At 64.0% G+C, this 19,790-nt stretch carries 21 protein-coding genes; 13 read left to right on the plus strand and 8 right to left on the minus strand.

From position 1 onward, the window contains the following. Nucleotides 1-362 precede the first annotated feature (362 nt). The 11 genes from ACFX5Q_RS25155 (at nt 363) to ACFX5Q_RS25205 (ending at nt 10,391) form a co-directional block, all read left to right on the plus strand. Nucleotides 363-1,106 (plus strand): ATP-binding cassette domain-containing protein, encoded by a 744-nt coding sequence (locus ACFX5Q_RS25155; RefSeq protein WP_006202797.1) that lies wholly within the window; start codon nt 363-365, stop codon nt 1,104-1,106. A 76-nt stretch (nt 1,107-1,182) separates the two neighbouring features. Further along, on the plus strand, nt 1,183-2,181 hold the full coding sequence (locus ACFX5Q_RS25160; RefSeq protein WP_404282401.1) for an ABC transporter permease: 999 nt from the start codon (nt 1,183-1,185) through the stop codon (nt 2,179-2,181). A gap of 175 nt (nt 2,182-2,356) precedes the next feature. Then, on the plus strand, nt 2,357-3,184 hold the full coding sequence (locus ACFX5Q_RS25165) for a helix-turn-helix domain-containing protein (RefSeq protein ID WP_404282403.1): 828 nt from the start codon (nt 2,357-2,359) through the stop codon (nt 3,182-3,184). Between the two features lie 112 nt (nt 3,185-3,296). Next, nucleotides 3,297-3,740, plus strand: coding sequence for an SRPBCC family protein (locus tag ACFX5Q_RS25170; RefSeq protein WP_404282405.1), 444 nt, complete (start codon nt 3,297-3,299; stop codon nt 3,738-3,740). Nucleotides 3,741-3,757: 17 nt separating this feature from the next. Then, nucleotides 3,758-4,552, plus strand: a complete 795-nt coding sequence (locus tag ACFX5Q_RS25175) for an FAD binding domain-containing protein (protein WP_404282407.1) — start codon at nt 3,758-3,760, stop codon at nt 4,550-4,552. 62 nt (nt 4,553-4,614) lie between these two features. Next, nucleotides 4,615-5,097, plus strand: a complete 483-nt coding sequence (locus tag ACFX5Q_RS25180) for a (2Fe-2S)-binding protein (protein WP_404282409.1) — start codon at nt 4,615-4,617, stop codon at nt 5,095-5,097. Nucleotides 5,098-5,107: 10 nt separating this feature from the next. Then, entirely contained in the window at nt 5,108-6,475 is a 1,368-nt protein-coding gene (locus ACFX5Q_RS25185) for a xanthine dehydrogenase family protein molybdopterin-binding subunit (RefSeq protein ID WP_404282411.1), read from the plus strand. 1 nt (nt 6,476) lies between these two features. After that, nucleotides 6,477-7,481 (plus strand): xanthine dehydrogenase family protein molybdopterin-binding subunit, encoded by a 1,005-nt coding sequence (locus ACFX5Q_RS25190; RefSeq protein WP_404282412.1) that lies wholly within the window; start codon nt 6,477-6,479, stop codon nt 7,479-7,481. Between the two features lie 8 nt (nt 7,482-7,489). Next, nucleotides 7,490-8,371, plus strand: a complete 882-nt coding sequence (locus tag ACFX5Q_RS25195; RefSeq protein WP_404282414.1) for an AAA family ATPase — start codon at nt 7,490-7,492, stop codon at nt 8,369-8,371. A gap of 35 nt (nt 8,372-8,406) precedes the next feature. Then, nucleotides 8,407-9,504: a VWA domain-containing protein gene (locus tag ACFX5Q_RS25200; RefSeq protein WP_404282531.1), complete on the plus strand. Its 1,098-nt coding sequence runs from the start codon at nt 8,407-8,409 to the stop codon at nt 9,502-9,504. After that, complete coding sequence (locus tag ACFX5Q_RS25205) at nt 9,504-10,391, plus strand: amidohydrolase family protein (protein WP_404282533.1); 888 nt, start codon at nt 9,504-9,506, stop codon at nt 10,389-10,391. The genes ACFX5Q_RS25200 and ACFX5Q_RS25205 overlap by 1 nt, the downstream gene beginning before the upstream one ends. Nucleotides 10,392-10,423: 32 nt before the next feature. Here ACFX5Q_RS25205 and ACFX5Q_RS25210 read toward each other — a convergent pair whose 3' ends face one another. The 3 genes from ACFX5Q_RS25210 to ACFX5Q_RS25220 all read right to left on the minus strand — a co-directional run bounded on the left by ACFX5Q_RS25210 (nt 10,424) and on the right by ACFX5Q_RS25220 (nt 12,768). Continuing rightward, nucleotides 10,424-10,681: a hypothetical protein gene (locus tag ACFX5Q_RS25210; protein WP_404282416.1), complete on the minus strand. Its 258-nt coding sequence runs from the start codon at nt 10,679-10,681 to the stop codon at nt 10,424-10,426. A gap of 118 nt (nt 10,682-10,799) precedes the next feature. Then, on the minus strand, nt 10,800-11,207 hold the full coding sequence (locus ACFX5Q_RS25215) for a carboxymuconolactone decarboxylase family protein (protein ID WP_404282418.1): 408 nt from the start codon (nt 11,205-11,207) through the stop codon (nt 10,800-10,802). A gap of 127 nt (nt 11,208-11,334) precedes the next feature. After that, complete coding sequence (locus ACFX5Q_RS25220; RefSeq protein ID WP_404282420.1) at nt 11,335-12,768, minus strand: DHA2 family efflux MFS transporter permease subunit; 1,434 nt, start codon at nt 12,766-12,768, stop codon at nt 11,335-11,337. Nucleotides 12,769-12,884: 116 nt separating this feature from the next. On the opposite strand from ACFX5Q_RS25220, the gene ACFX5Q_RS25225 reads away from it, so the two are divergent. Together ACFX5Q_RS25225 and hutH are read left to right on the plus strand one after the other, a co-directional pair. Next, nucleotides 12,885-13,886 (plus strand): ornithine cyclodeaminase family protein, encoded by a 1,002-nt coding sequence (locus tag ACFX5Q_RS25225; RefSeq protein ID WP_404282422.1) that lies wholly within the window; start codon nt 12,885-12,887, stop codon nt 13,884-13,886. Continuing rightward, on the plus strand, nt 13,883-15,364 hold the full coding sequence (gene hutH / locus ACFX5Q_RS25230; RefSeq protein ID WP_404282423.1) for a histidine ammonia-lyase: 1,482 nt from the start codon (nt 13,883-13,885) through the stop codon (nt 15,362-15,364). The genes ACFX5Q_RS25225 and hutH overlap by 4 nt, the downstream gene beginning before the upstream one ends. Nucleotides 15,365-15,402: 38 nt before the next feature. On the opposite strand, the gene ACFX5Q_RS25235 is transcribed toward hutH, so the two are convergent. Genes ACFX5Q_RS25235 through ACFX5Q_RS25255 form a run of 5 tightly spaced genes read right to left on the minus strand, consistent with a single transcriptional unit; the run spans nt 15,403 to nt 19,766 of the window. Next, a complete protein-coding gene (locus tag ACFX5Q_RS25235) occupies nt 15,403-16,206 on the minus strand; it encodes a 3-methyl-2-oxobutanoate hydroxymethyltransferase (RefSeq protein WP_404282425.1) in 804 nt (267 codons plus the stop codon). 30 nt (nt 16,207-16,236) lie between these two features. After that, a complete protein-coding gene (locus ACFX5Q_RS25240) occupies nt 16,237-16,551 on the minus strand; it encodes a MocE family 2Fe-2S type ferredoxin (protein WP_404282427.1) in 315 nt (104 codons plus the stop codon). A gap of 42 nt (nt 16,552-16,593) precedes the next feature. Further along, the gene (locus ACFX5Q_RS25245) at nt 16,594-17,688 is read right to left on the minus strand and encodes a fatty acid desaturase family protein (protein ID WP_404282429.1); all 1,095 of its coding nucleotides are present in this window, start codon (nt 17,686-17,688) and stop codon (nt 16,594-16,596) included. A 17-nt stretch (nt 17,689-17,705) separates the two neighbouring features. Next, a complete protein-coding gene (locus tag ACFX5Q_RS25250) occupies nt 17,706-18,620 on the minus strand; it encodes a sugar phosphate isomerase/epimerase family protein (RefSeq protein WP_404282431.1) in 915 nt (304 codons plus the stop codon). A 57-nt stretch (nt 18,621-18,677) separates the two neighbouring features. Beyond that, nucleotides 18,678-19,766 (minus strand): Gfo/Idh/MocA family protein, encoded by a 1,089-nt coding sequence (locus ACFX5Q_RS25255; RefSeq protein ID WP_404282433.1) that lies wholly within the window; start codon nt 19,764-19,766, stop codon nt 18,678-18,680. Nucleotides 19,767-19,790: the final 24 nt, after the last annotated feature.

Genomic DNA, 19,790 nt, shown 5'->3' on the forward strand with positions numbered 1-19,790 from the left:
CACTCTTGCCGTCAGCCCAAGTTGATAAGCATTTCCAGACGCGGTCCTGGACCGGTTCCCCAAAAGGGTATTGCCGAATCCCACGACCCATAACCTCCGCTGATGCCACCCGGCTAACCGGCCGATGGATCGGCATAATCTCCTCCGACGCTTAGCTAATATCGGCGCGCTGCCAACGTCAATTGCTATTTGTCCTACAAAACGGATTTTTGGAAAAACATGCGTTCAATTCGTCCGACAAATGATTGACGCTTGCATGAGCATTCGCGTAAATGCGTGAAATCGCCATTCCCGGGAGGAGCTGGGAGAGCGAGGCCGCGGGGACAACCGCAGGCCAGGAAACATGGGAGGCATGAAGGCTGGTGGCGGTTCTCGAACTCACCAACATCTCGAAACATTTCGGCGCCATCCAGGCGGTCAACGACGTGTCGCTGTCGATCGAGCCCGGCCAGGTCGTCGGCCTGATGGGCGACAACGGCGCCGGCAAGTCGACGCTGGTCAAGATGATCGCCGGCAATTTCCGCCCGAGCCACGGCACCATGCAGATGGACGGCAAGGAGCTGATCCTGCACAAGCCGGTGGAGGCGCGCCAGCACGGCATCGAGATCGTCCACCAGGACCTGGCGCTGTGCAACAATCTGACCGCCGCCGCCAACGTCTATCTCGGCCGCGAGTTGCGCCGGGGCGTCGGACCGTTCCGCATCCTCGACTATGCCGCGATGTACAAGCGCGCCGGCCAGATCTTCGCCGAGCTGAAGTCGGAGACCCGACCGCGCGACCTCGTCAAGCAGATGTCCGGCGGCCAGCGGCAAGCGGTGGCGATCGCCCGCACCATGCTGTCGCAAGCCAAGATCGTGCTGATGGACGAGCCGACGGCGGCGATTTCGGTGCGCCAGGTGGCCGAGGTGCTGAACCTCATCCGGCATCTGCGCGACCAGGGCATCGCGGTCGTGCTGATCAGCCACCGCATGCCTGACGTCTTTGACGTTGCCGACCGCGTCATCGTCATGCGGCGCGGCAGGAAGGTCGCCGACAAGACGATCGCGTCGAGTTCGCCCGAGGAAGTCACCGGGCTGATCACCGGCGCCATCGAACAGGTATTGTGAAATTGATGCGTCCGGATTTTCGCAGCTGCGAATGCGCCGGGTTGGCGCGGTCCGCCGCCGCCAGGAAAGGTCGATAATGGCAGTCACCCTTGATCAGACGATCGCGCAGAAACAGCACACCTTGCTGTCACGGATATTTGCCAGCCAGACCTTCTGGGTGGTGATCGCCGTCATCCTCGCCTGTCTGTTCCTGTCATTTGCCACCGATGCCTTCGCCACGCAGAAGAACCTTTACAACATCACCCGCAACATCACCTTCGTCGCCATCATCGCGCTCGGCATGACCTTCGTCATCATCACCGGCGGCATCGACCTGTCGGTCGGCTCGGTGCTTTGCTTGTGTTCTATGGTGCTGGCGGTCACCATGCATGCCGGCTACGGCATAGAAGTCGGCATCGCCGTCTCGATCGCGACGGCACTGATCATCGGCGCCTTCAACGGCATATTGATCGCCTATCTCGGCTTTCCGCCCTTCGTAGTGACGCTCGGTATGCTGTCGATCGCGCGCAGCCTGGCCATGGTCGCCTCCAACAACACGGTCGTCTTCCAGTTCGGACCGGACCACGACAAGCTTCTGGCACTCGGCGGTGGCGCCTGGGTGTTCGGCATCGCCAACCCGGTGCTCTACATGATCCTGCTGGCGCTGATCACCGGCTTCATCCTGCGCTGGACCAAGTTCGGACGCCACATCTTCGCCATCGGTGGCAACGAGCACGCGGCGACGCTGACCGGCGTTCCCGTGCGCCAGATCAAGGTCGCGGTCTACATGATCTCGGCACTCGCCGCCGGCATTGCCGGCATCATCCAGACTGGCTGGCTGGGCGCCGTCACCACCAATCTCGGTACCGGCATGGAGCTGCAGGTGATCGCCGCCACCGTCATCGGCGGCGCCAATCTCGCCGGCGGCGTCGGCACCGCCTTCGGCGCTATCGTTGGCGCGGCGCTGATCGAGGTCATCCGCAACAGCCTCGGCCTGCTCGGCATCAATGCCTTCTGGCAAGGTGTGTTCATCGGCGGCGCCATCCTGCTTGCGGTCCTGTTCGACCGCATCCGCAACTTCAGGCGCAACGACTAGCTCTCGACCGGGGCCGTTGTACCATCCGGCTCCTATCGCTCGGTCTGAAAATCGGCCGGCCCAAGGCATGGCGCGCCCAAGGTCTCGTGGCTACGCCTTGACGCGGGCACGACCCCCGCCGCACTATCCACTCAGCAGGCGAAGGGAGGCCAGTCGCCTGCGGGAGGATATACCCATGACGGAAGCGATCAGGCTCTACTGGGGCCGGTTCGGACATGTTTCTGTCCTGAATGTCGCCAGCGACTTCGTCACCCATGCCCATGTCGAGGCACACCTGATCATCTGGCTGGAGGGCACGGCCGGCGAGATGACCATCGGCCGCGAGACGGTGCGGCTCGGCCCCACCACCGCCGCCGGCATCAACTCCTTCCAGCCGCACAGCCATGCTCTGTCCCATGACGGCAGGCCGGGCCTGTTCCTTGCCTTCTACATCGACCCCGATTGGGCGCGCGGGCGCCGCGACCTGCCCTCGTCCGCGCCGCTATTCGCACAGGCGGCGATCACGCTGGAACCGTGGCTGCACCAGGCGGCGGCCAGCCTGCTCGATCATCTCAGCGACAATGAGAGCATCGACGACGTCGCCAATTACGAGATCGAGCGCTTCATCGACAGCGTGCTCGACGCCGCCGACGCCTCGGCCCCGCAAGTGTCGCGCGGACGCGTCAACACCATGCAGGATTTCCGCGTCCGCAAGGCGATCCAGCTGATGAAGGCCAATGTCTGCGAGCGCATCTGTTTCGACGACGTGGCGCGCAGCGTCGGCCTGTCACGGCCGCATTTCTTCGCCCTGTTCAAGGAACACACCAATCTGACGCCCAACGTCTACTGGAACACGCTGCGCATGGAGGAAGCGGTGCGGCAGTTGCAGTGGTCGGAGGCGCCGCTGATCTCGGTCGCCTGCAATCTCGGCTTCACCACCCAGGGCAATTTCTCGCGCTTCTTCCGCGACCATGTCGGCGTCCCGCCGACGCTCTACCGCGAGGCCGCGCGGGCAGCCGCCTGATCCAGGCGGCCCTTTTTCAGACTATTTGATACGCGCTCAAGACGCATTGATAAGCGCTGCCGGCCGCACCGCCCTACCCTTGATGCAGATATTTTCGCAAGGGAACGAGCTTATGGCGAAAGTCACCATATCCAGCGTCATCGACGCTCCGGTCGAAAAGGTCTGGGCGCTGATACGCGACTTCAACGGCCTGCCGAGTTGGCACCCGCGCATGGTCGAGAGCCATATCGAGGACGGCAAGGACGCAAGCGCGATCGGCTGCGTGCGCAACTTCCAGCTCGTCAGCGGCGCTCGCATCCGTGAGAAGCTGCTCGATTTTTCCGACCAGAATTTCCTCGTCAGCTACTCCATCCTTGAAACCCCGCAGCCGATCACCAACCACAAGGCGACGCTGCAGCTGCGGCGCATCACCGACGGCGACCGCACCTATGCCGAATGGAGCGCGAGCTTCGACGCGGCACCCGAGGAGGCCGACAAGCTGGCCGAAGGCATGGGCGCCAATGTCTTCCAGGGCGGCTTCAACGCCTTGAAGACCCACTTCGCCGGCCAAGGCTGAAAACCCAGGAGCGCGCCATGACGCTTGCGCTGCAGACCTTTTCGACGGTGAAAGACGCCAATGCAGCGCTGCAGGCCGCCGGCACGCGCTATCTCGGCGGCGGCACACTGGTCGTGCGCGCCGCCAACGAAGGCGATGTTTCCGTGTCCAGCCTCGTGCGCGTCACCGAACCTCCCCTGTCGGCGATCGCCGTTTCCGGCGGCGAGGCTCGGCTCGGCGCCTCCGTCACCATGGCGGCGATCGCCCGTCATCCCGAGCTTGCCGCACTCGCGCCGGCCGCGCGTGCCGTCGGCGGGCCGGCGATCCGCAACATGGCGACCGTCGGCGGCAATCTGTTCGCGCCGGCGCCCTATGGCGACTTCACCGTCGCGCTGCTTGCGCTGGATGCCATTATTGTCACCGAGGACAGCGAGGTGCCGATCCAGACCTTTTTGGCCGGGCGCGACACCAGCCGCGCCATCGTCACCGGGATCACCTTCGTTTTGCCCCGCGCGGAGAGCTTCCGCTTTCTCAAAGTGTCGCGGGTCAAGCCGAAAGGGGTTTCGGTGCTGAGCATCGCCACGCACCTGCAGCGGGCGGCCGACGGCACGGTGACGTCCGCGCGGATCGCCCTTGGCTGCATGGCCGACCGGCCGATGCGCGCCAGGGCGACCGAGAAGGCGCTGCTCGGCTGCAAATTGACCGCTGAGGAGATCGCGCCGGCGCTCGCCGCCGCCGGCGAAGGCACGTCGCCGATCACCGATCCGGTCGCCAGCGCCTGGTATCGCAACGAAGTTCTGCCGGTCCATCTTGGCCGGCTGCTGCTCGCTTAACCATCGGCTGGGGGGCGCGCGTCTGTCCGATGCTTCGGGCAGGCGCGCTGGGAGGAAAAAAAATGGCAAAGGTTCCGGTTCAGTTCACGCTCAACGGCGCGGAAAAGGCCGAATTCGTCGACAGCGGCACGACGCTGCTTCACGCGCTCAGGGACAAGATCGACGATACCTCGCCGAAAGGCGGCTGCCATCAAGGCACCTGCGGCGCTTGCTCGGTGATCATCGACGGTGAACTCCGGCTCTCCTGCCTGACCCTGGCCGAAACCTGCAACGGCGCCGATATCCAGACGACCTCGGGCCTCGCCGAAGCCGGCGTCCTGCATCCGCTGCAGCGTGCTTTCCTCGACGCCTTCGCCACGCAATGCGGCTTCTGCACGCCGGGCATGATCATGGCTGCCAAGGTGTTGCTCGACCACGCGCCCAACCCTAGCCGCGAGGAGGTGGTCGAGGCGCTATCGGGCAACATCTGCCGCTGCACCGGCTACGAGCCGATCATCCAGGCGGTGCTGCGTGCGGCCCGCGCCAATTCGCAGAACGCGGCCTGAGGGAAGCAAAATGGAACTGCGCAAGAGCTATTTCGCCGATGTTCGCAAGGACGGCCTCAACGAGATCGGCCAGCCGAGGCCGCGCCTGGATTCGCCCGGCCATGTCACCGGCAAGACCGCCTATTTCGCCGACCGCAATTTTCCGGGCATGCTGCACCTGAAGATGGTGCGCAGCCCGCACCATCACGCCCGCATCCGGAGCATCGACACCTCGGAGGCCGAGAAGCATCCGGGCGTGGTCAAGGTGCTGACTGCCAAGGACGTGCCACACAATGTCTACACCATCCTGATCCTGATCCAGATCGGCCCCGAGGACGAAACGGTGCTCGCCGACGGCAAGGTACGCTGGAAGGGTGAGGCCGTGGTGGCGGTGCTGGCCGAGAACGAGCGCGCCGCGCAGGAAGCCGCCACCAAGGTCAAGGTCGACTACGAGGTGCTGCCGGCCGTCTTCGACATGGAGGAAGCGCTGAAGCCCGGCGCACCTCTGGTCAACGAATATCACGGCCAGAACTACTATCTCTACGACAGCGGCGAATGCCGCAAGGTGCGCTTCGGCGATGTCGAGGCGGGCTTTGCCCAGGCCGATCACATCCTCGAACAGAGCTACCAGTCCTCGCCGATCGAACACGCACCGACCGAGACCACGGGCTGCGTCGTGGCACCCGAGGGCAATGACCGCTTCACCTGCTACACCAACACGCAGGCGATGTTCTTCACCCTCGACAACACTTCGATCATCCTGCAGATGCCCGGCAGCAAATTGCATTTCGTCGGCGGCACCGTCGGCGGCGGTTTCGGCGGCAAGGTCGACGTCATCGTCGAGCCGATCGCCATCCTCGGTGCCAAACTAACCGGACGACCAGTCTGTTTCATCTACAGCCGCGAGGAGGAGATGCAAATATCGTCACCCCGCGCCGCCGAAAAGGTGGTCATCAAGGACGGCGTCATGAAGGACGGCCGCATCGTCGCGCGCAAAGTCACCGGCTACACCGATGCCGGCGCCTATTCGCGCCACTCGCCCTATGGCGCGCAGAAGGGTGCGGCGCACTATCCCGGCCCCTATACGATCCCCAATGTCTGGATCGACACCTATTGCGTCTACACCAACCGCACCCCCTCCTCGGCCATGCGCGGCTTCGGCGTCACCATCGGCGACTTCGCGCTGGAGGTGCAGATGGACAAGCTGGCGCGGCTGATCGGCATGGACCCGCTCGAATTCCGCTTCATCAACGCCTATCGCGACGGCGACATGAAGGCGCATCGGCAACCTACGGAAGGGGCAGCACTTATCGAATGCATGCAGGAGGCCTCGCGCGCCGCCAACTGGCCGGTGGCGGAGAAGTTCATGGCGATGTCCTCCTACAAGAAGGAAGCATGAGATGGCGATAAGGCGCGGACGCGGCGTCGCCGCGATCAACTACCCGACCGGCATGAATCTCGGCGGCGACCCGACCCAGGCGCTGGTGCACTCGACGCCGACCGGCAATTTCATGGTGACGCTGTCATCAGTCGATCTTGGCCAGGGCATGAAGCAGATCATGGCGCAGATCTGCGCCGAGACCATCGGCGTGCCGACCGACCGCGTCATCATCGATACCGCTGACACTGACACCGGTCCGCATTGCATGGGCACCTTCGCCTCGCGCGGCACCCATCGCGCCGGCAACGCCGTCATCCAGGCCGCCAAGGAAGCCCGCCAGGTGATGCTGGAAGTGGCGGCCGAGGAGCTGGAGGTCAACGCGTCGGACCTCGAAACCGACGGCCAAGGCAACATCCTGGTCAAGGGTGCGCCGCAGAAGTCGATCTCGATCTTCGATGTCGCGCTGTCGGCACATTTCAAGCGTGGCCGCTCGATCTCCGGCCGCGGCATGTTCCTGATCCCGCGCTCCTATCCGGAGAAAGAAACCGGCGCAATGAAGCCGTCGACCTGCTACGCGCATGCCTGCACGGTGGCAGAGGTCGAGGTCGACGACGAGACCGGTGAGGTCACCGTGCTCACGGTCAAGAACGTCTTCGAGATCGGCCGCGCGCTGAACCCGAAAATGGTCGAGCAGCAACTGGTCGGCGGTTCCTGGATGGGCATCAGCCACGCGCTCTATGAGACCACCGAGCCCTATTATCCGAACCGCGATCATGGCGGCACCGACTTCAACCAGTATCTGATGCCGGGGCCGGGCGATCTTGCGGAAACCGAGATCATCGTGCTGGAGCGGCCGTCGGCCGACGGACCGTTTGGCGCCAAGGGGCCGGGCGAAATGTGCGCCAATCCGCAAATCCCGGCCGTGGCCAACGCCGTCTTCGACGCCGTCGGCGTGCGCATCGACACGCTGCCGATCACGCCGGAACGCATTTTGCGGGCGCTCAAAGCGCAGGCCGCGAGCTGAGGGGCGAAATGCCTGATCCAAGCGCCGAGACTGTCGCGCCCTCGCCCGAGGCGGTGGCATCGCGGCTCGCCGCTTCGCGCTATCTGGCAGATGAGAGCCTTGCGACCGCCATCTTCCTGGCGATCCGCCTCGGCAAGCCGCTGCTGCTAGAAGGTGCGCCCGGCGTCGGCAAGACGGAAGCGGCCAAGGCGATCGCCGAATTGCTCGGCCGCGAGTTGGTGCGGCTGCAATGCTACGAGGGCATCGACGCCGCGCATGCGCTCTACGAATGGAACTACCAGCGTCAATTGCTCGCCATCCGTCATGCCGGCGAGCACGAGATCGACATCTACGAAGACCGGTTCCTGATCGCCCGGCCGCTGCTGCAGGTGCTGAAGGCGCCGGAGCAGCGTGTGCTGCTGGTCGACGAGATCGACCGCTCCGATCATGAATTCGAAGCGCTGCTTCTGGAATTCCTCTCCGATTTCCAGATTAGCATTCCCGAGCGCGGCACGATCCGCGCCGCCACGCAGCCGATCGTTATCCTGACCTCGAACCGCACCCGGGAACTCGCCGAGGCGCTGCGCCGGCGCTGCGTCTATCACTGGATCGGCTATCCCGATGCCGACCGGGAGGCCGAGATCATCATGCTGCGCGCCGGCGACGTGGCAGAGGCCACCGCGCGTGCCGTCGCCAATGCCGTGCAGACCATCCGCGCCCGTCCCTTGGCGAAGCCCCCGGGCATCGCCGAAGCGGTCGAATGGGCCAATGCCGCCACCATTCTGGAAAAGGGCGGCAGCCCGTGGCCGGAAGCCTTCCGCCGCGCCATCGGCGTGCTGATCAAGGACGAGGAGGATATGTCCTCGATTGCGCCGGAGCTCGGCCGGATCGTCGAGGAGGCTCTGGCTTGAGACCCGCCGCGAACTTACCCCGCGCCGCGGAACCCATGCTCGGCTTCGGCCGGTTGCTGCGCCGCTGCGGCTTTGCCATCGCGCCGCAGCAGATCTCCAGCTTCATGCAGGCGGTGACGTTGCTCGGGCCGCGCTCGATGGCCGATATTCGCGAGGCAGCATTGGCCACGCTTGCCCCCTCGCCCGACCGCCGCGCCGAATTCGAGGCGCATTTTCGCAGCTATTTCTATGGCGATGCCCGACCTTCGATCGACGGTGAGGAAGACGAGGAAACCCGCATCAAGGATGATCGCGGCATGCGCGAGGAAGAGAACCAGACCACCCGCCAGGAGAAAGGCGGCGAAATTTCCTCGGCCATCGAACAGTTGAGCAGCCGCGACTTCCAGCGTGACAGCGACAGCCTCGCCCCCTTCCGCCGCAAGCTCGCCTCCGCCCTGCCCGCCCGCCGCTCCTTCCGCACCATCCGCACGCGATCGCGCGGCACGCTCGACCTGCGCCGCTCGCTGAGCGAAATCGTCAGTGCCGATGGCGACATCCCCTCGCCGATGCTGCGCCGTCGCCAGACCGTACCGCGCAAGCTGCTGCTTTTGATCGACGTGTCCGGCTCGATGAAGCTGCACACTGCAGACTACCTCCGGCTGGCGCACGCCGCCGTGCAGGGCGCCGGCCGCGCCGAGATCTTCACCTTCGGCACGCGGCTCACCCGCATCACCTCGGCGCTGCGCATCCGCGACCGCGGCCAGGCGCTGGCGCGCGCGGCCGCACAGGTCGACGACTGGGATGGCGGGACGAGAATGGGACCGACGCTGGTCGCCTTCCTCTCGGTGCCACGCTTTTCCGCCTTTGCGCGCGGGGCGGCGGTGATCATCCTGTCGGACGCGCTAGAGCGCGGCGATCATGCCGAGCTGGAGATCGCGATGCGCCGGCTGAGCGCCCGCGCCTTCCGGCTGTCACTGGCGACACCGCTGGCTGGCGACCCGCGCTTTCGGCCGGCCACGGCAGCGCTTCGCGCTATCCTGCCAGTGCTCGACGATCTCGTCGACGGCTCGTCGGTGAAAAGCCTCACCGATTTCATCCTGTCGCTCGCGCGCCCTGCCCCGGCGGCCGCGGCAATCTGGAAGAGGGTCTCATGATGCAGAAAGCGATCGATGCGCATTTCCACATCTGGCGCCAAAAGGACCAGCCCTGGCTGGTCGGACCGATGGTGCCGCGCATTTTTGGTCTCTACGAGCCGATCCGCCGCGACTATCCGATCGAGGAATTCTTGGCCGACCAAAAGGGGGCCGGCGTCGAGAAGGCTGTCTATGTCCAGACCAACTGGGCGAAGGAAGACTTCGAAAACGAGGTCGCCTTCCTGCAGAAGACCGCGGAAGAAACCGGCTGGCCGCATGCCATCGTCGGCTATGCCGACATGACGGTCGACGATGTCCGCCACCAGATCGACCGGCTGAAAAAGTATCCGCTGCTGCGCGGCGTGCGCATGCAGCTTCACTGGCACGAGACACCGGCCTTCCGCTTCGCCGCCTCGGCCGACCAGGTCATCGACCCCAAGGTGCGCGCCAATGTCGCCCGGCTGAAGGACTATGGCCTGTCCTTCGACCTGCAGCTTTTCCCGGCACAGATGAAAGACGGGCTGACGCTGGTCGGCGAAAACCCAGAGACCAATTTCATCCTCACCCATGCCGGCATGCTGACCGGCATGGAGCCGGAAACCACGGAGGCCTGGAAGGCCGGCTTGCGCACTTTGTCCGCCGCGCCCAATTTCTACGCCAAGCTCTCCGGCCTCGGCACCTTCGTCCACCGCAACGACCCGGCGCTGATTGGCTATATCGTCGACAATGCGATCGACATCCTTGGCTCGGACCACCTGATGTTCGGCTCGAACTTCCCGATCGAGAAACTGTGGACCAGCCATGCAGAGCTGATCAAGGCGCACCGCGCGGCGGTAGCGAAGCATGGCGTGGCGGCGCTAGCGGATATCTTCTGGAATACGGCGGAAAAGGTGTATCGGCCGGTGTGAAAGCTTTGCCGAACATCCCAATCACGCTGCCTCTATTGCGGCGTGCCGGGCGCTTTAGGTCCGTTCTTTTGAAAGTTTGCCAGAGCGTCACGAAACTCCTGTTCGTTCTTTTTGCGAAAGCCCTCGACACCGTAGCGTGCGATCCCTTCGTCGAGCGATTTCGCGACACTGCGGCTAAAGGTCGGGAGTTGTGCTGGCTGCTTGGGGTCGGTCCACAGCCAGAAGCCCACTACAGTCAGCACCGCGAGTGCTATCGCCAGAAGAACGTTTCTATTGAATATCGCTGACATTATCGACTTCTGGCATCTCCTCCGTAGCAGCCTAGGGTCAATTTCCTAAAACTCGGCGATGACCGCGCTTACAATTTTAGCCAGAATTCTTAAACCGCACATGCCGCCAAGCCGCCCCTCATTTCACCTCGAACTGTGGATCGACCGGGATCTGCATTGCCGTCACCAGATGGTTGGTTTGGCCGGCGAGCCCGATGATCGAAACCAATTCTCCATGCTGCGCGTCGGTCATGCCTTTGGCGCGCGCCGCGGCCGTGTGCGAATGGACGCAATAGGAGCAGCCATTGGCGGTCGAGATCGCGATGTAGATCATCTCCTTGGTCAGCGGGTCGATGGCGCTGTCCGCCACCATCACCGCCTTCAGCTGCTCCCAGATCCGCCTCAGCGCCACCGGATCATTGGCCAGCCCGCGCCAGAAATTGTTGACGAAATCGGACTTTCGCGTGGCGCGGATGTCGTCGAACACGGCCTTCACGGCCGGGATCCGTTCCACCTCGGCATCGCTCAGAAGTCTTATGGTGGCCATGGCGCGGGTCCTTTCGTTGAATCGATCTGTCAGTGCAATGAATCATATCCTCAGCAACGACAGCCAACCCCTTTGTCAAACTCGCTTTTTGCAGGGCCGGAGGGCAGGCGCCTGGAGGAGTTCGATTTCAATTCTCCAGCGCATGGCCCGAAACTTCGGCGCCCGCGCTGCGCGGCAATGCCAGGAAGCGGAATGCGGCCACCAACCCGATCACGCCGATCACGAGGAAGGCTATTCGAAAGTCGACGAGATCAAGCGCCGGTTGGCCTCTCGCGATCTGCGACAAATTGAGGATCGCCGCCGCGACCGCGACGCCGAACAGCATCGCCACCTGCTGCAGCATGCTGGACAGCGTCGCCGCGGAACTGCGCTGCGTGGCCGCGATGTCGGCGAAAGCAAGCGTGTTGAGCGCGGTGAACTGCATGGAGCGCGACAGTCCGGCGATCAGCATCAGCGCCACCACCAGCGCCTGCGGCGTCTGCGGCGAGATTGCCGCGCAGGCGATGATCGACAAAGAGGCGACCACGCCGTTGACGACCATCACCGAGCGAAAACCAAAGCGCCTCAGCGTCGGTGTCGTCACCGCCTTCATGCCGAGATTGCCGAGGAAATAGGCGAGGATCATCATGCCGGCATCGATCGGGCTGAGGCCGAAGCCGACCTGGAACAGCAGCGGCAACAGGAACGGCGTGGCGTTGATCGCCACCCGGAAGATGGTGCCGGCCGACAATGTCGAGAGGGCGAAGGTCAGCACCTTGAACGATGAAAGGTCGAGCAGCGGATGCGGCGTGCGCAAGAGGTGGCGCACAGCCAGCCAGCCAATCAGCATGCCAAGGGCGAGCAGCATCACGGTCGGCAAGACGCCATCCTCCGCATGCGCAATGCGTTCGAGGCCATAGAGCAGGCAGGCGAGCCCCGCCGATGTCAGGAAAAAGCCCGGCCAGTCGAGCGGCTTTGGGTCGGCCTCGCGGTCACCGGGAACGAAGCGGGCGACCAGCACCAGGCCGGCCAGCCCAAGCGGAATGTTGATGAAGAAGTTCCAGTGCCAGGAGAGCGCAGTGGTGATGAACCCGCCGAGCACCGGCCCGACCACCGGCGCAAACAGCGCCGGCCAGGTGATCAGCGCGGTGGCGTTGAGCAATTCCGATTTGGAGGCGTTGCGCAGCACCAGGATGCGCCCGACCGGCGTCATCAACGCACTGCCGAGGCCCTGCACGGCGCGCGCGGCGACGAATTCGGTCAAACTCTCCGAGAAGCCGCAGGCGATCGAGGCCAGCGTGAACAGCGCTATCGCCACAAGGAAGATGTTGCGTGCCCCGAACCGGTCGGCGAGCCAGCCGGACAGCGGCACGAACACCGCCATGGTCAGCATGTAGACGGTAATGCCGATGCTCATCGCCACCGCAGGCACGCCGAAGGTGGCTCCCATCTGCGGCAGCGAGGTCGAGATGATCGTCGAATCCAGAAGCTGCATGAAGAAGGCGATGGCGACGATCAGCGCCACGCGCCGCGAATTCGTGGCCGTTTCGGATAAAGCTTCACTCTCGGGGACGGCAGTCATGACGAACCGGTTTGAACAGCATTTGGCCGACTGCGTCCAGATATCGACTAACAAACTTTCGTGTCGCCTCGCCGCCTGCTATGGCATGAAGGGGGCTCCCCGGGGACTACACACGCATGAAGCCCATATATATCGACTACCTCAACGCCCTCGACATCGAGGCGCTTGCCATGACCGATGCCGAAATCATCGGCGCGGTCGAGGCCGGGCTCGTCGCCCAGGGCAACGGCCAGACCGTAATCGAGCCGCGTGTCCATCTCGAGCCCGACCCGTCCTTCCATGGCCATTTCAATGTTCTGCGCGGCTACGTCGCGCCGCTCGATGCGGCCGGCGTCAAGATCGTCGGCGACTATGTCGACAACTACAAGCACGGTCTGCCGTCGGAGTTCGGTATCCTGAACCTGTTCGACCCGCGCACCGGCACGCCGCGCGCGATCCTGGACGCCACCGTCATCACCGACATACGCACCGGAGCGATCACCGCCATCGGCGCGAAACATCTGGCGAAGAAAACATCGAAGGTGCTCGCCCATATCGGCGCGCGCGGTACCGCCTACTGGAACGTGCGCCTGCTCGATCATCTCTTCGACTTCAACGAGATCCGCGTCCATTCGCGCCGGCCCGAAAGCCGCGACGGCTTTGCCGCCAAACTGGCGGCCGACCTTGGCAAGCCGGTCACGGCGGTGGCCGACTGGAAGACCTGCGTGGAAGGTGCCGACATCGTCGTCGAGGCCTCGCGGCTGCCGGAACCGCAGCCGCTGTTGAAAACCGAGTGGATCAAGCGTGGCGCGTTGGTCGTACCTTACGGCACGATGAGCGCGGTGGAGCTGTCGCTGACCGACATCATGCAGAAGATCGTCGTCGACGACTGGGGCCAGTGCAAGGGCGGCAAGTTCGGTTCGCTGCGCGCCCATGTCGAGACGGGACGGCTGAGCGAGAAGTCGCTGCATGCCGAGCTCGGCCAGATCGCCGCCGGGCTAAAAGCCGGACGTCAGAGCGACGGCGAGACGATCCTGTTCTGGCATCGCGGCCTGTCGCTGTCCGACATCGCGCTCGGCAAGGCGATGCTGGCCAAGGCCCAGGCGCAAGGCATCGGCCAAAGGTTGCGTTTCGCATGAGCCCGCTCGTTCTCACCGGCGCTGGCGTCAGCATCGAGGACGTCGCATCCGTCGCCCGCGAAGGATGCAAGGTGGAGGTTACGCCCACCGTCCTGGAACGGCTGGTCAAGGCGCGCAAGGTGCTCGATGACGCCGCGGCCGCCGGTCAGCAGATCTACGGTCTCAACACCGGGCTTGGCGCCAATCTCGGCACGTCGGTCAGCGGCGACGCCAGCGCCTTCCAGCGCCAGCTCCTCGACGGCCGCAGCGGTGCCGTCGGCGAGCCTTTGCCCTTTGAAACCGTGCGCGCCGTCATGTTTGCCCGGGTGGCGATGCTTGCGGCAGGCGGCTCCGGCCTGTCGCCGCATGTGTTCGTGGCCTTGCTCGATGCTCTCAATGCCGGTGTCCATCCGGTCATGCCGTCGCTTGCTTCGATCGGCGCCGGCGATCTGGTGCTGATGGCGGCGCTCGGACGGATGCTGATTGGCGAAGGCGAAGCCGACTATCAGGGCCGGCGCATGCCCTCGGCCAAGGCGTTGATGATGGCGCGCCTCGCGCCCGTGGGCTTGGCGCCCAAGGACGGGCTGTCGCTGATCAATGCCTCGGCCGGCTCCACCGGCAGCGGCGCACTGGCGCTTGCCGACGCGCTCTCTGCGTTCACCCAACAGCAGCAGGCCGGCGCCTTGACCATGGAAGGCATCGGCGCCAACCACACAATCCTCGATCCGCGCCTGCATCTGGCACGGCCCGCCGCCTGCCAGCAGTTGGCGGCAAAGGGCCTGCGCGAATTGCTTGCCCGCCAGGAGGCTCCGGAGCCGACGACCTTGCAGGACCCTCTGTCGATCCGCTGCATGCCGTCGATCCACGGCGCGTTGATCCAGACGATCGATCACGCCCGGCTGGCGGCCGAGATCGAGCTCAATTCGGCTGCCGACAATCCGCTGGTGCTGGGCGAAGACGAACTGGTGCTGTCGACCGGCAATTTCCACACCGCTTCGCTGGCGCTTGCCTTCGAGACGCTCGGCCTGGCGATCGCCCAAAGTGCGGCGGCCTGCGCCGCCCGCTTCATCCAGCTCACCGGCTCCGGCCGCAACAGCCTGCCGAAGTATCTGTCGCCGCTCGGCGGCGCCTCGGCCGGCTTCGTGCCGCTGCAAAAGACCGTGGCGGCAATCCTGGCCGCGATCCGCCACAAGGCCAATCCGGTGATGCTGGACTTCCTGCCGGTCTCGGAAGGCGTCGAGGACCACGCCACGCAGACTCTGCTGGCCGTTTCGAAATGCGCCGAAATGATCGTGCTGTGGCGGCGGTTGATTGCCTTCGAACTGATGGCCGCCGCACAGGCGATAGACCTGCGCGATGGGCTGACGCTGGCGCCGGCCACCGGCGTGATCCATGCGGCGGTGCGCACGCACGTGCCGAAGCTCACCGAAGACAGGCCGCTCGGCGTCGAGGCCGAGGCGCTCTACGCCGCGCTCGCCAAGGGGAGCTGGCAGGCGTAGCTGCGGCCAACGAGCCGAACCAAGGCAGGCCCGGGCGCTCAGGCCACGCCATCGACCCTCTTCATGAACAGGCTGAGTTCGTTCGGATCCATGTGCACGACGTGCCTGTCTTCCGGGTACGCTCCGCTGTTGACGTCCGCGACGTACTCCGAGAATGCGGCGATGCGTTCCGCTTGCAAGCGGTCATATTCGGCGGCGAAGTTGCGATAGACCTTGGAATGGCGGGGCATGTGACCGCGGTTCTGGCCGAGTATGTCCTCGGCGAACAGGTATTGCGCGTCGCAGCCGGTGCCCGCCCCCATCGACAGCATGATCAGCGACGTCCGTTCCGAGATCGCCTTGGCCACCTCGACCGGCACCACCTCGATCTCGGCGCCTATGGCGCCCGCGGTTTCCAGTTGCTTGACCGCCTCGAAGACCTGCATGGCGGTGTCGGCGGTCTTGCCGACGGCCTTGAAGCCGCCGGTCCAGGTGGCGCGCGACGGGATCAGGCCGACATGGCCGATAACCGGGATCGCGTCGTCCGCCATCCGCTTGATGGTGGCGTAGCCGGCGCTGCAATAGACGGCGTCGGCGCCGGCCTTGTAGAGGCGGAACGCCCAGCGCACGAAATCGTCGGCGGTGCCGATCTCGAAAAAGTTCTCGCCGGGCATGGTGAAAAGGCTCGGCGCCGCATCGCGATACTGAGGGTTGAGCACCAGCTCCGGCGGCACCGACACAATGTCGACACCGGCCCGTTCGGCGGCTTCGGCCTCATCCATGGTCAGCACGCGCAGCATGGTCAGCTGCCGCTTGCCTTTCGTGGCGCGCAAATCTGCGATCGTCGGTCTCTTACGGCTCATCGGACTGGTTCCTTGCGGTTTGGGATGCGATCAGTCGATCTCGATCATGACTTTGCCGGCCGCGACCTTGACCGGGTAGGTTTTGAGGTTGACGCACACCGGAGCCCCCTTGGCCTGCCCGGTCTTGTAGTTGAAGCGGCCATTGTGCTTGGGGCATTCGATGATCTCGTCCATCACGAGGCCGTCGGCGAGATGCGCCTTCTCATGCGTGCAGAACCCGTCCGTGGCGAAAAACTGGTCGTCCGGAGAGCGATAGATCGCAAAGGTACGGCCGCCATGATCGAAGCGGATAACATCCTCCTCGTCGACATCGTCCACGGCACACGCCTCGACCCATTCGGCCATCTTTTTCTCCCCGGTCTTACCCCCATACTCGCCGGCGAAAACCTATTCAGCCGCCGCCGACATATCGACCTCGTGGAACTCGCCGCGATAGGGCCTCGCCGTCGGCGGCAATTCGCGTTTGAGGTAATAGTCCTCATACTTCAGCTGCCTGAGCAGGACCGGCCAGACCTCGCGGTAGGCATGCCAAATCGACGGGTTCGCCACGGGCAAATCGTGCTTGATCAGTTCGTGCAGCCTGGGCAGCGCGTGATAGGGCACCATCGGGAACATGTGGTGTTCGACATGATAGTTCATGTTCCAGTAGATGAAGCGGCTGATCGGGTTCATGTAGACGGTGCGAGTGTTCAGCCGGTGGTCGACGACATTGTCGGCGAGCCCGATATGCTGCAGCAGGCCGGTCATCACCATGTGCCAGGTGCCGTAGAGGCGCGGCAAGCCGATCAGCACCGGCGGCAGCCAAGACCTCAGCGCGATCGCAAGAGCGATCGTCGCGATGTAGATGGCGACATGCCAGCGCGCGGCGGTGACGGCCTTGGCCTGCTCCATCTCGGGCACGTAGCTCTTTTCGTCGTCCGACAGCCTGCCCAACGCCTGGCGCACCAGTGCCGGCAGCGAGTAGCGGAAATCGAGTATGCCGGTGAAGGCTAATCCCGCCTTCAGCAGGTCCGGCGGCCGCATCACCGCAATCTCGGCGTCGCGCCCGACGATGATGGTGTCGGTGTGGTGGCGGGCATGGCTCCAGCGCCATGTCACCGGATTGCGCATCACCATGAAGCTGGCGATCTGGTAGACGACATCGTTCATCCAGCGCGTGCGAAAGGCGGTGCCGTGGCCGCATTCGTGCCAGCGCGAGTCGCTGGAGGAGCCGTAGAGCACGCCATAGACGAACAGGAACGGCACGACCCACCAGGAACCCCAGAACCAGATGATCCCGGCGGCGGAACCCGATATGGCGGCGATCCAGATGATCGTGTCGCGGATCGCCGGGCCGTCGCAACGCTGCATCAGCTCCTTCATAGCCTTGCGCGAGACGTCGGTGTGGTACCATTCGGCCGAGGCAAGCCCGGTCTCGATCGCCCTGCGGGTGCTTTCGCCGACCAGGCTGTAATCGCGCTTTGTCTTGCCAGCCGCCATCATGGGCTCCTCTGCGGTCATCAAAGACCGTTGGCGCGGAACTTTCCGTCCAGAAATGTCTTGGCGCGCGGTACGTCGTCTTCAGTCAGATGCTCGATGATGACCGGGATGTTCGGGTGCTTCTCGCTGAGCCGCTTAAGATAAAGATCGTAGTTGAGCGAACCGAGACCGGGTGCCGGCAGCTCGATCTCGCCGACGCCGCGGAACGTCAGCCCCTCATGCGCGTCGTCGTCGCCGATGTCGGCATGCTTCTCGGACTTGTCGCTGCCGGCGCGCTTGACGTCCTTGGCGTGTGCGATCCTGATCTTGTGGGTCAGCGTGTCGAACACCTGGTTCAGCACCTGGTCCATGCGGTCGATGTTGTGCGCCTCGAAATAGTTGGTCGGATCCATCAGCAGGCCGAGACCGGGATGGTCGACCTGGGCGAACATCCTCACCGTCTCCTCGACCGAACCGACGACGTTGTTGACATAGGTTTCGAGCAGGAACACCGCGCCATGGTCATAGGCGGTATGGGCGAGATCGGAGATCACCTTGCGACATTCCTCGAACCCTTCCTCGGTCTTGTTCCTGGGGTGATGCACCCAATCGGACTCGGTGTTGTAGGTTCCGGTCTCCGAGATCACATAAGGGCTGCCGAACTCGCGCGCGTTGCGGATGATCTCCTTGAGATACGCAAGCCGCTTCTCGCGCTCGGCCTTGTCCGGGTGGATGATGTTCGTGTAGCCCGACAAGCAGCAGATCGGCAAATTGTGGTCGCGGAACGTATCGCGGACCTTTCTTGCCTTGTCCTTCGTGATCTGCCCGACCGAGAGGTCGATATCCTTGAAATGCAGGTCGGGCTGCACCGTGTTGAAGCCGAGCCCGCGGATGCGCCTGGCGACCTCCTCCAGCTCGTAAGGGAAATAGCCGGTGAAGATACCTGCCTGCATCATGATGTGAACTCCTCCCGGTAAGCGATTTAGCCGCCACGCTATTCGGCGGCCAGATGTTCAATCGGTCGATATCTCGGACAGCTTGATCGTGCGGCCTTCCGCCATGGAGCGATAGCCGGCCTCGACCAGAGCCATGGTCTTGACGTTGTCGGCGACGGACAGCGCCGGTGGCGTTCCGGTCTTCACCGCATGCTGCAGCTGTTCCATGACGCCGATGAAGGCATGCGGGAACCACATCGTGTCCCAGCGCGGCGTCACCCATTCGCCGCCCGTCGTCTCTGTCGAGGCATAGGTCAGTGTCGAGGCCACGCCCTTCGGCCAGCCGATCGTGCCCTTGGCCACGCCCTTGGTGCCGTCGACGCGCCAGTTGATGTGCTGGTCGTCGTGATAGCCTTCCTGGCGCGGTCCGGACCAGACATCCTCCAGCGATACGGCGAGCACCCCCGAAGGGAAACGCAGGGTCGAAACCGTGATGCCGTCGGAGTGGTCGAACTTGGTGCGCGGGTCCTTGCGCGTCAGCGTGGTGATCTCCTGGGGATCGCCGAACAGGAAGCGCAGCACGTCGAGGTGGTGCACGCTCATATTGGCTAATGTCAGCCGGTCGTAGTCGGCGAGGAAGGTCTGCCAGTGCGGGATCGCATGCATGTCGATCTGCGCGAAGACGATGTCGCCAAGCTCGCCATTGTCGATGATCTGCTTGAGCACACGCATCGACTGGTCGTAGCGCATGTTCTGGTTGATCGAGAGGATCTTGCCGGACTTGGCCGCTTCGTCACGCAGCGTGACCGCTTCCTCGACCGACAGAGCCAGCGGCTTCTGCGCCAAGATGGCCTTGATATGCTTCTGCTTCAGCGCGTGGCGGATCAGCGCCGGCTGCTGGTCGGGCGGAAAGGCAAGATCGACGATCTCGACTTGCTGATCCTCGATCAGCTGCTCCGGCGTGTCGTGAACGGTCGCAATAGCCCAGCGGGCCGCGACCTTCTCGGCATTCGCCCTGGTTCGAGAAGCGATCGCGACGACCGGAAAGCCCGCTTGCTCGTAGGCAGCGAGATGGCATTCGGCCATGATCATGCCGGCGCCGATGCAGCCGACCCGGTATTCGCTGGTGCGAACCTTCACATCAGGTTCGAAACCCATGCTTGCCATCCATTCCTCCCGTCGAGGACTGGA

The sequence above is a fragment of the Mesorhizobium sp. IMUNJ 23033 genome, from assembly GCF_044778005.1.
GTDB lineage: Bacteria > Pseudomonadota > Alphaproteobacteria > Rhizobiales > Rhizobiaceae > Mesorhizobium > Mesorhizobium amorphae_A.

What these genes read in the sequence shown, in the direction of transcription:
- ACFX5Q_RS25160 (WP_404282401.1), top strand. Translation starts at nt 1,183, where the DNA reads ATGGCAGTCACCCTTGATCAGACGATCGCGCAGAAACAGCACACCTTG.
- ACFX5Q_RS25165 (WP_404282403.1), top strand. Translation starts at nt 2,357, where the DNA reads ATGACGGAAGCGATCAGGCTCTACTGGGGCCGGTTCGGACATGTTTCT.
- ACFX5Q_RS25170 (WP_404282405.1), top strand. Translation starts at nt 3,297, where the DNA reads ATGGCGAAAGTCACCATATCCAGCGTCATCGACGCTCCGGTCGAAAAG.
- ACFX5Q_RS25175 (WP_404282407.1), top strand. Translation starts at nt 3,758, where the DNA reads ATGACGCTTGCGCTGCAGACCTTTTCGACGGTGAAAGACGCCAATGCA.
- ACFX5Q_RS25180 (WP_404282409.1), top strand. Translation starts at nt 4,615, where the DNA reads ATGGCAAAGGTTCCGGTTCAGTTCACGCTCAACGGCGCGGAAAAGGCC.
- ACFX5Q_RS25185 (WP_404282411.1), top strand. Translation starts at nt 5,108, where the DNA reads ATGGAACTGCGCAAGAGCTATTTCGCCGATGTTCGCAAGGACGGCCTC.
- ACFX5Q_RS25190 (WP_404282412.1), top strand. Translation starts at nt 6,477, where the DNA reads ATGGCGATAAGGCGCGGACGCGGCGTCGCCGCGATCAACTACCCGACC.
- ACFX5Q_RS25195 (WP_404282414.1), top strand. Translation starts at nt 7,490, where the DNA reads ATGCCTGATCCAAGCGCCGAGACTGTCGCGCCCTCGCCCGAGGCGGTG.
- ACFX5Q_RS25200 (WP_404282531.1), top strand. Translation starts at nt 8,407, where the DNA reads ATGCTCGGCTTCGGCCGGTTGCTGCGCCGCTGCGGCTTTGCCATCGCG.
- ACFX5Q_RS25205 (WP_404282533.1), top strand. Translation starts at nt 9,504, where the DNA reads ATGCAGAAAGCGATCGATGCGCATTTCCACATCTGGCGCCAAAAGGAC.
- ACFX5Q_RS25210 (WP_404282416.1), bottom strand. Translation starts at nt 10,681, where the DNA reads ATGTCAGCGATATTCAATAGAAACGTTCTTCTGGCGATAGCACTCGCG.
- ACFX5Q_RS25215 (WP_404282418.1), bottom strand. Translation starts at nt 11,207, where the DNA reads ATGGCCACCATAAGACTTCTGAGCGATGCCGAGGTGGAACGGATCCCG.
- ACFX5Q_RS25220 (WP_404282420.1), bottom strand. Translation starts at nt 12,768, where the DNA reads ATGACTGCCGTCCCCGAGAGTGAAGCTTTATCCGAAACGGCCACGAAT.
- ACFX5Q_RS25225 (WP_404282422.1), top strand. Translation starts at nt 12,885, where the DNA reads ATGAAGCCCATATATATCGACTACCTCAACGCCCTCGACATCGAGGCG.
- hutH (WP_404282423.1), top strand. Translation starts at nt 13,883, where the DNA reads ATGAGCCCGCTCGTTCTCACCGGCGCTGGCGTCAGCATCGAGGACGTC.
- ACFX5Q_RS25235 (WP_404282425.1), bottom strand. Translation starts at nt 16,206, where the DNA reads ATGAGCCGTAAGAGACCGACGATCGCAGATTTGCGCGCCACGAAAGGC.
- ACFX5Q_RS25240 (WP_404282427.1), bottom strand. Translation starts at nt 16,551, where the DNA reads ATGGCCGAATGGGTCGAGGCGTGTGCCGTGGACGATGTCGACGAGGAG.
- ACFX5Q_RS25245 (WP_404282429.1), bottom strand. Translation starts at nt 17,688, where the DNA reads ATGATGGCGGCTGGCAAGACAAAGCGCGATTACAGCCTGGTCGGCGAA.
- ACFX5Q_RS25250 (WP_404282431.1), bottom strand. Translation starts at nt 18,620, where the DNA reads ATGATGCAGGCAGGTATCTTCACCGGCTATTTCCCTTACGAGCTGGAG.
- ACFX5Q_RS25255 (WP_404282433.1), bottom strand. Translation starts at nt 19,766, where the DNA reads ATGGCAAGCATGGGTTTCGAACCTGATGTGAAGGTTCGCACCAGCGAA.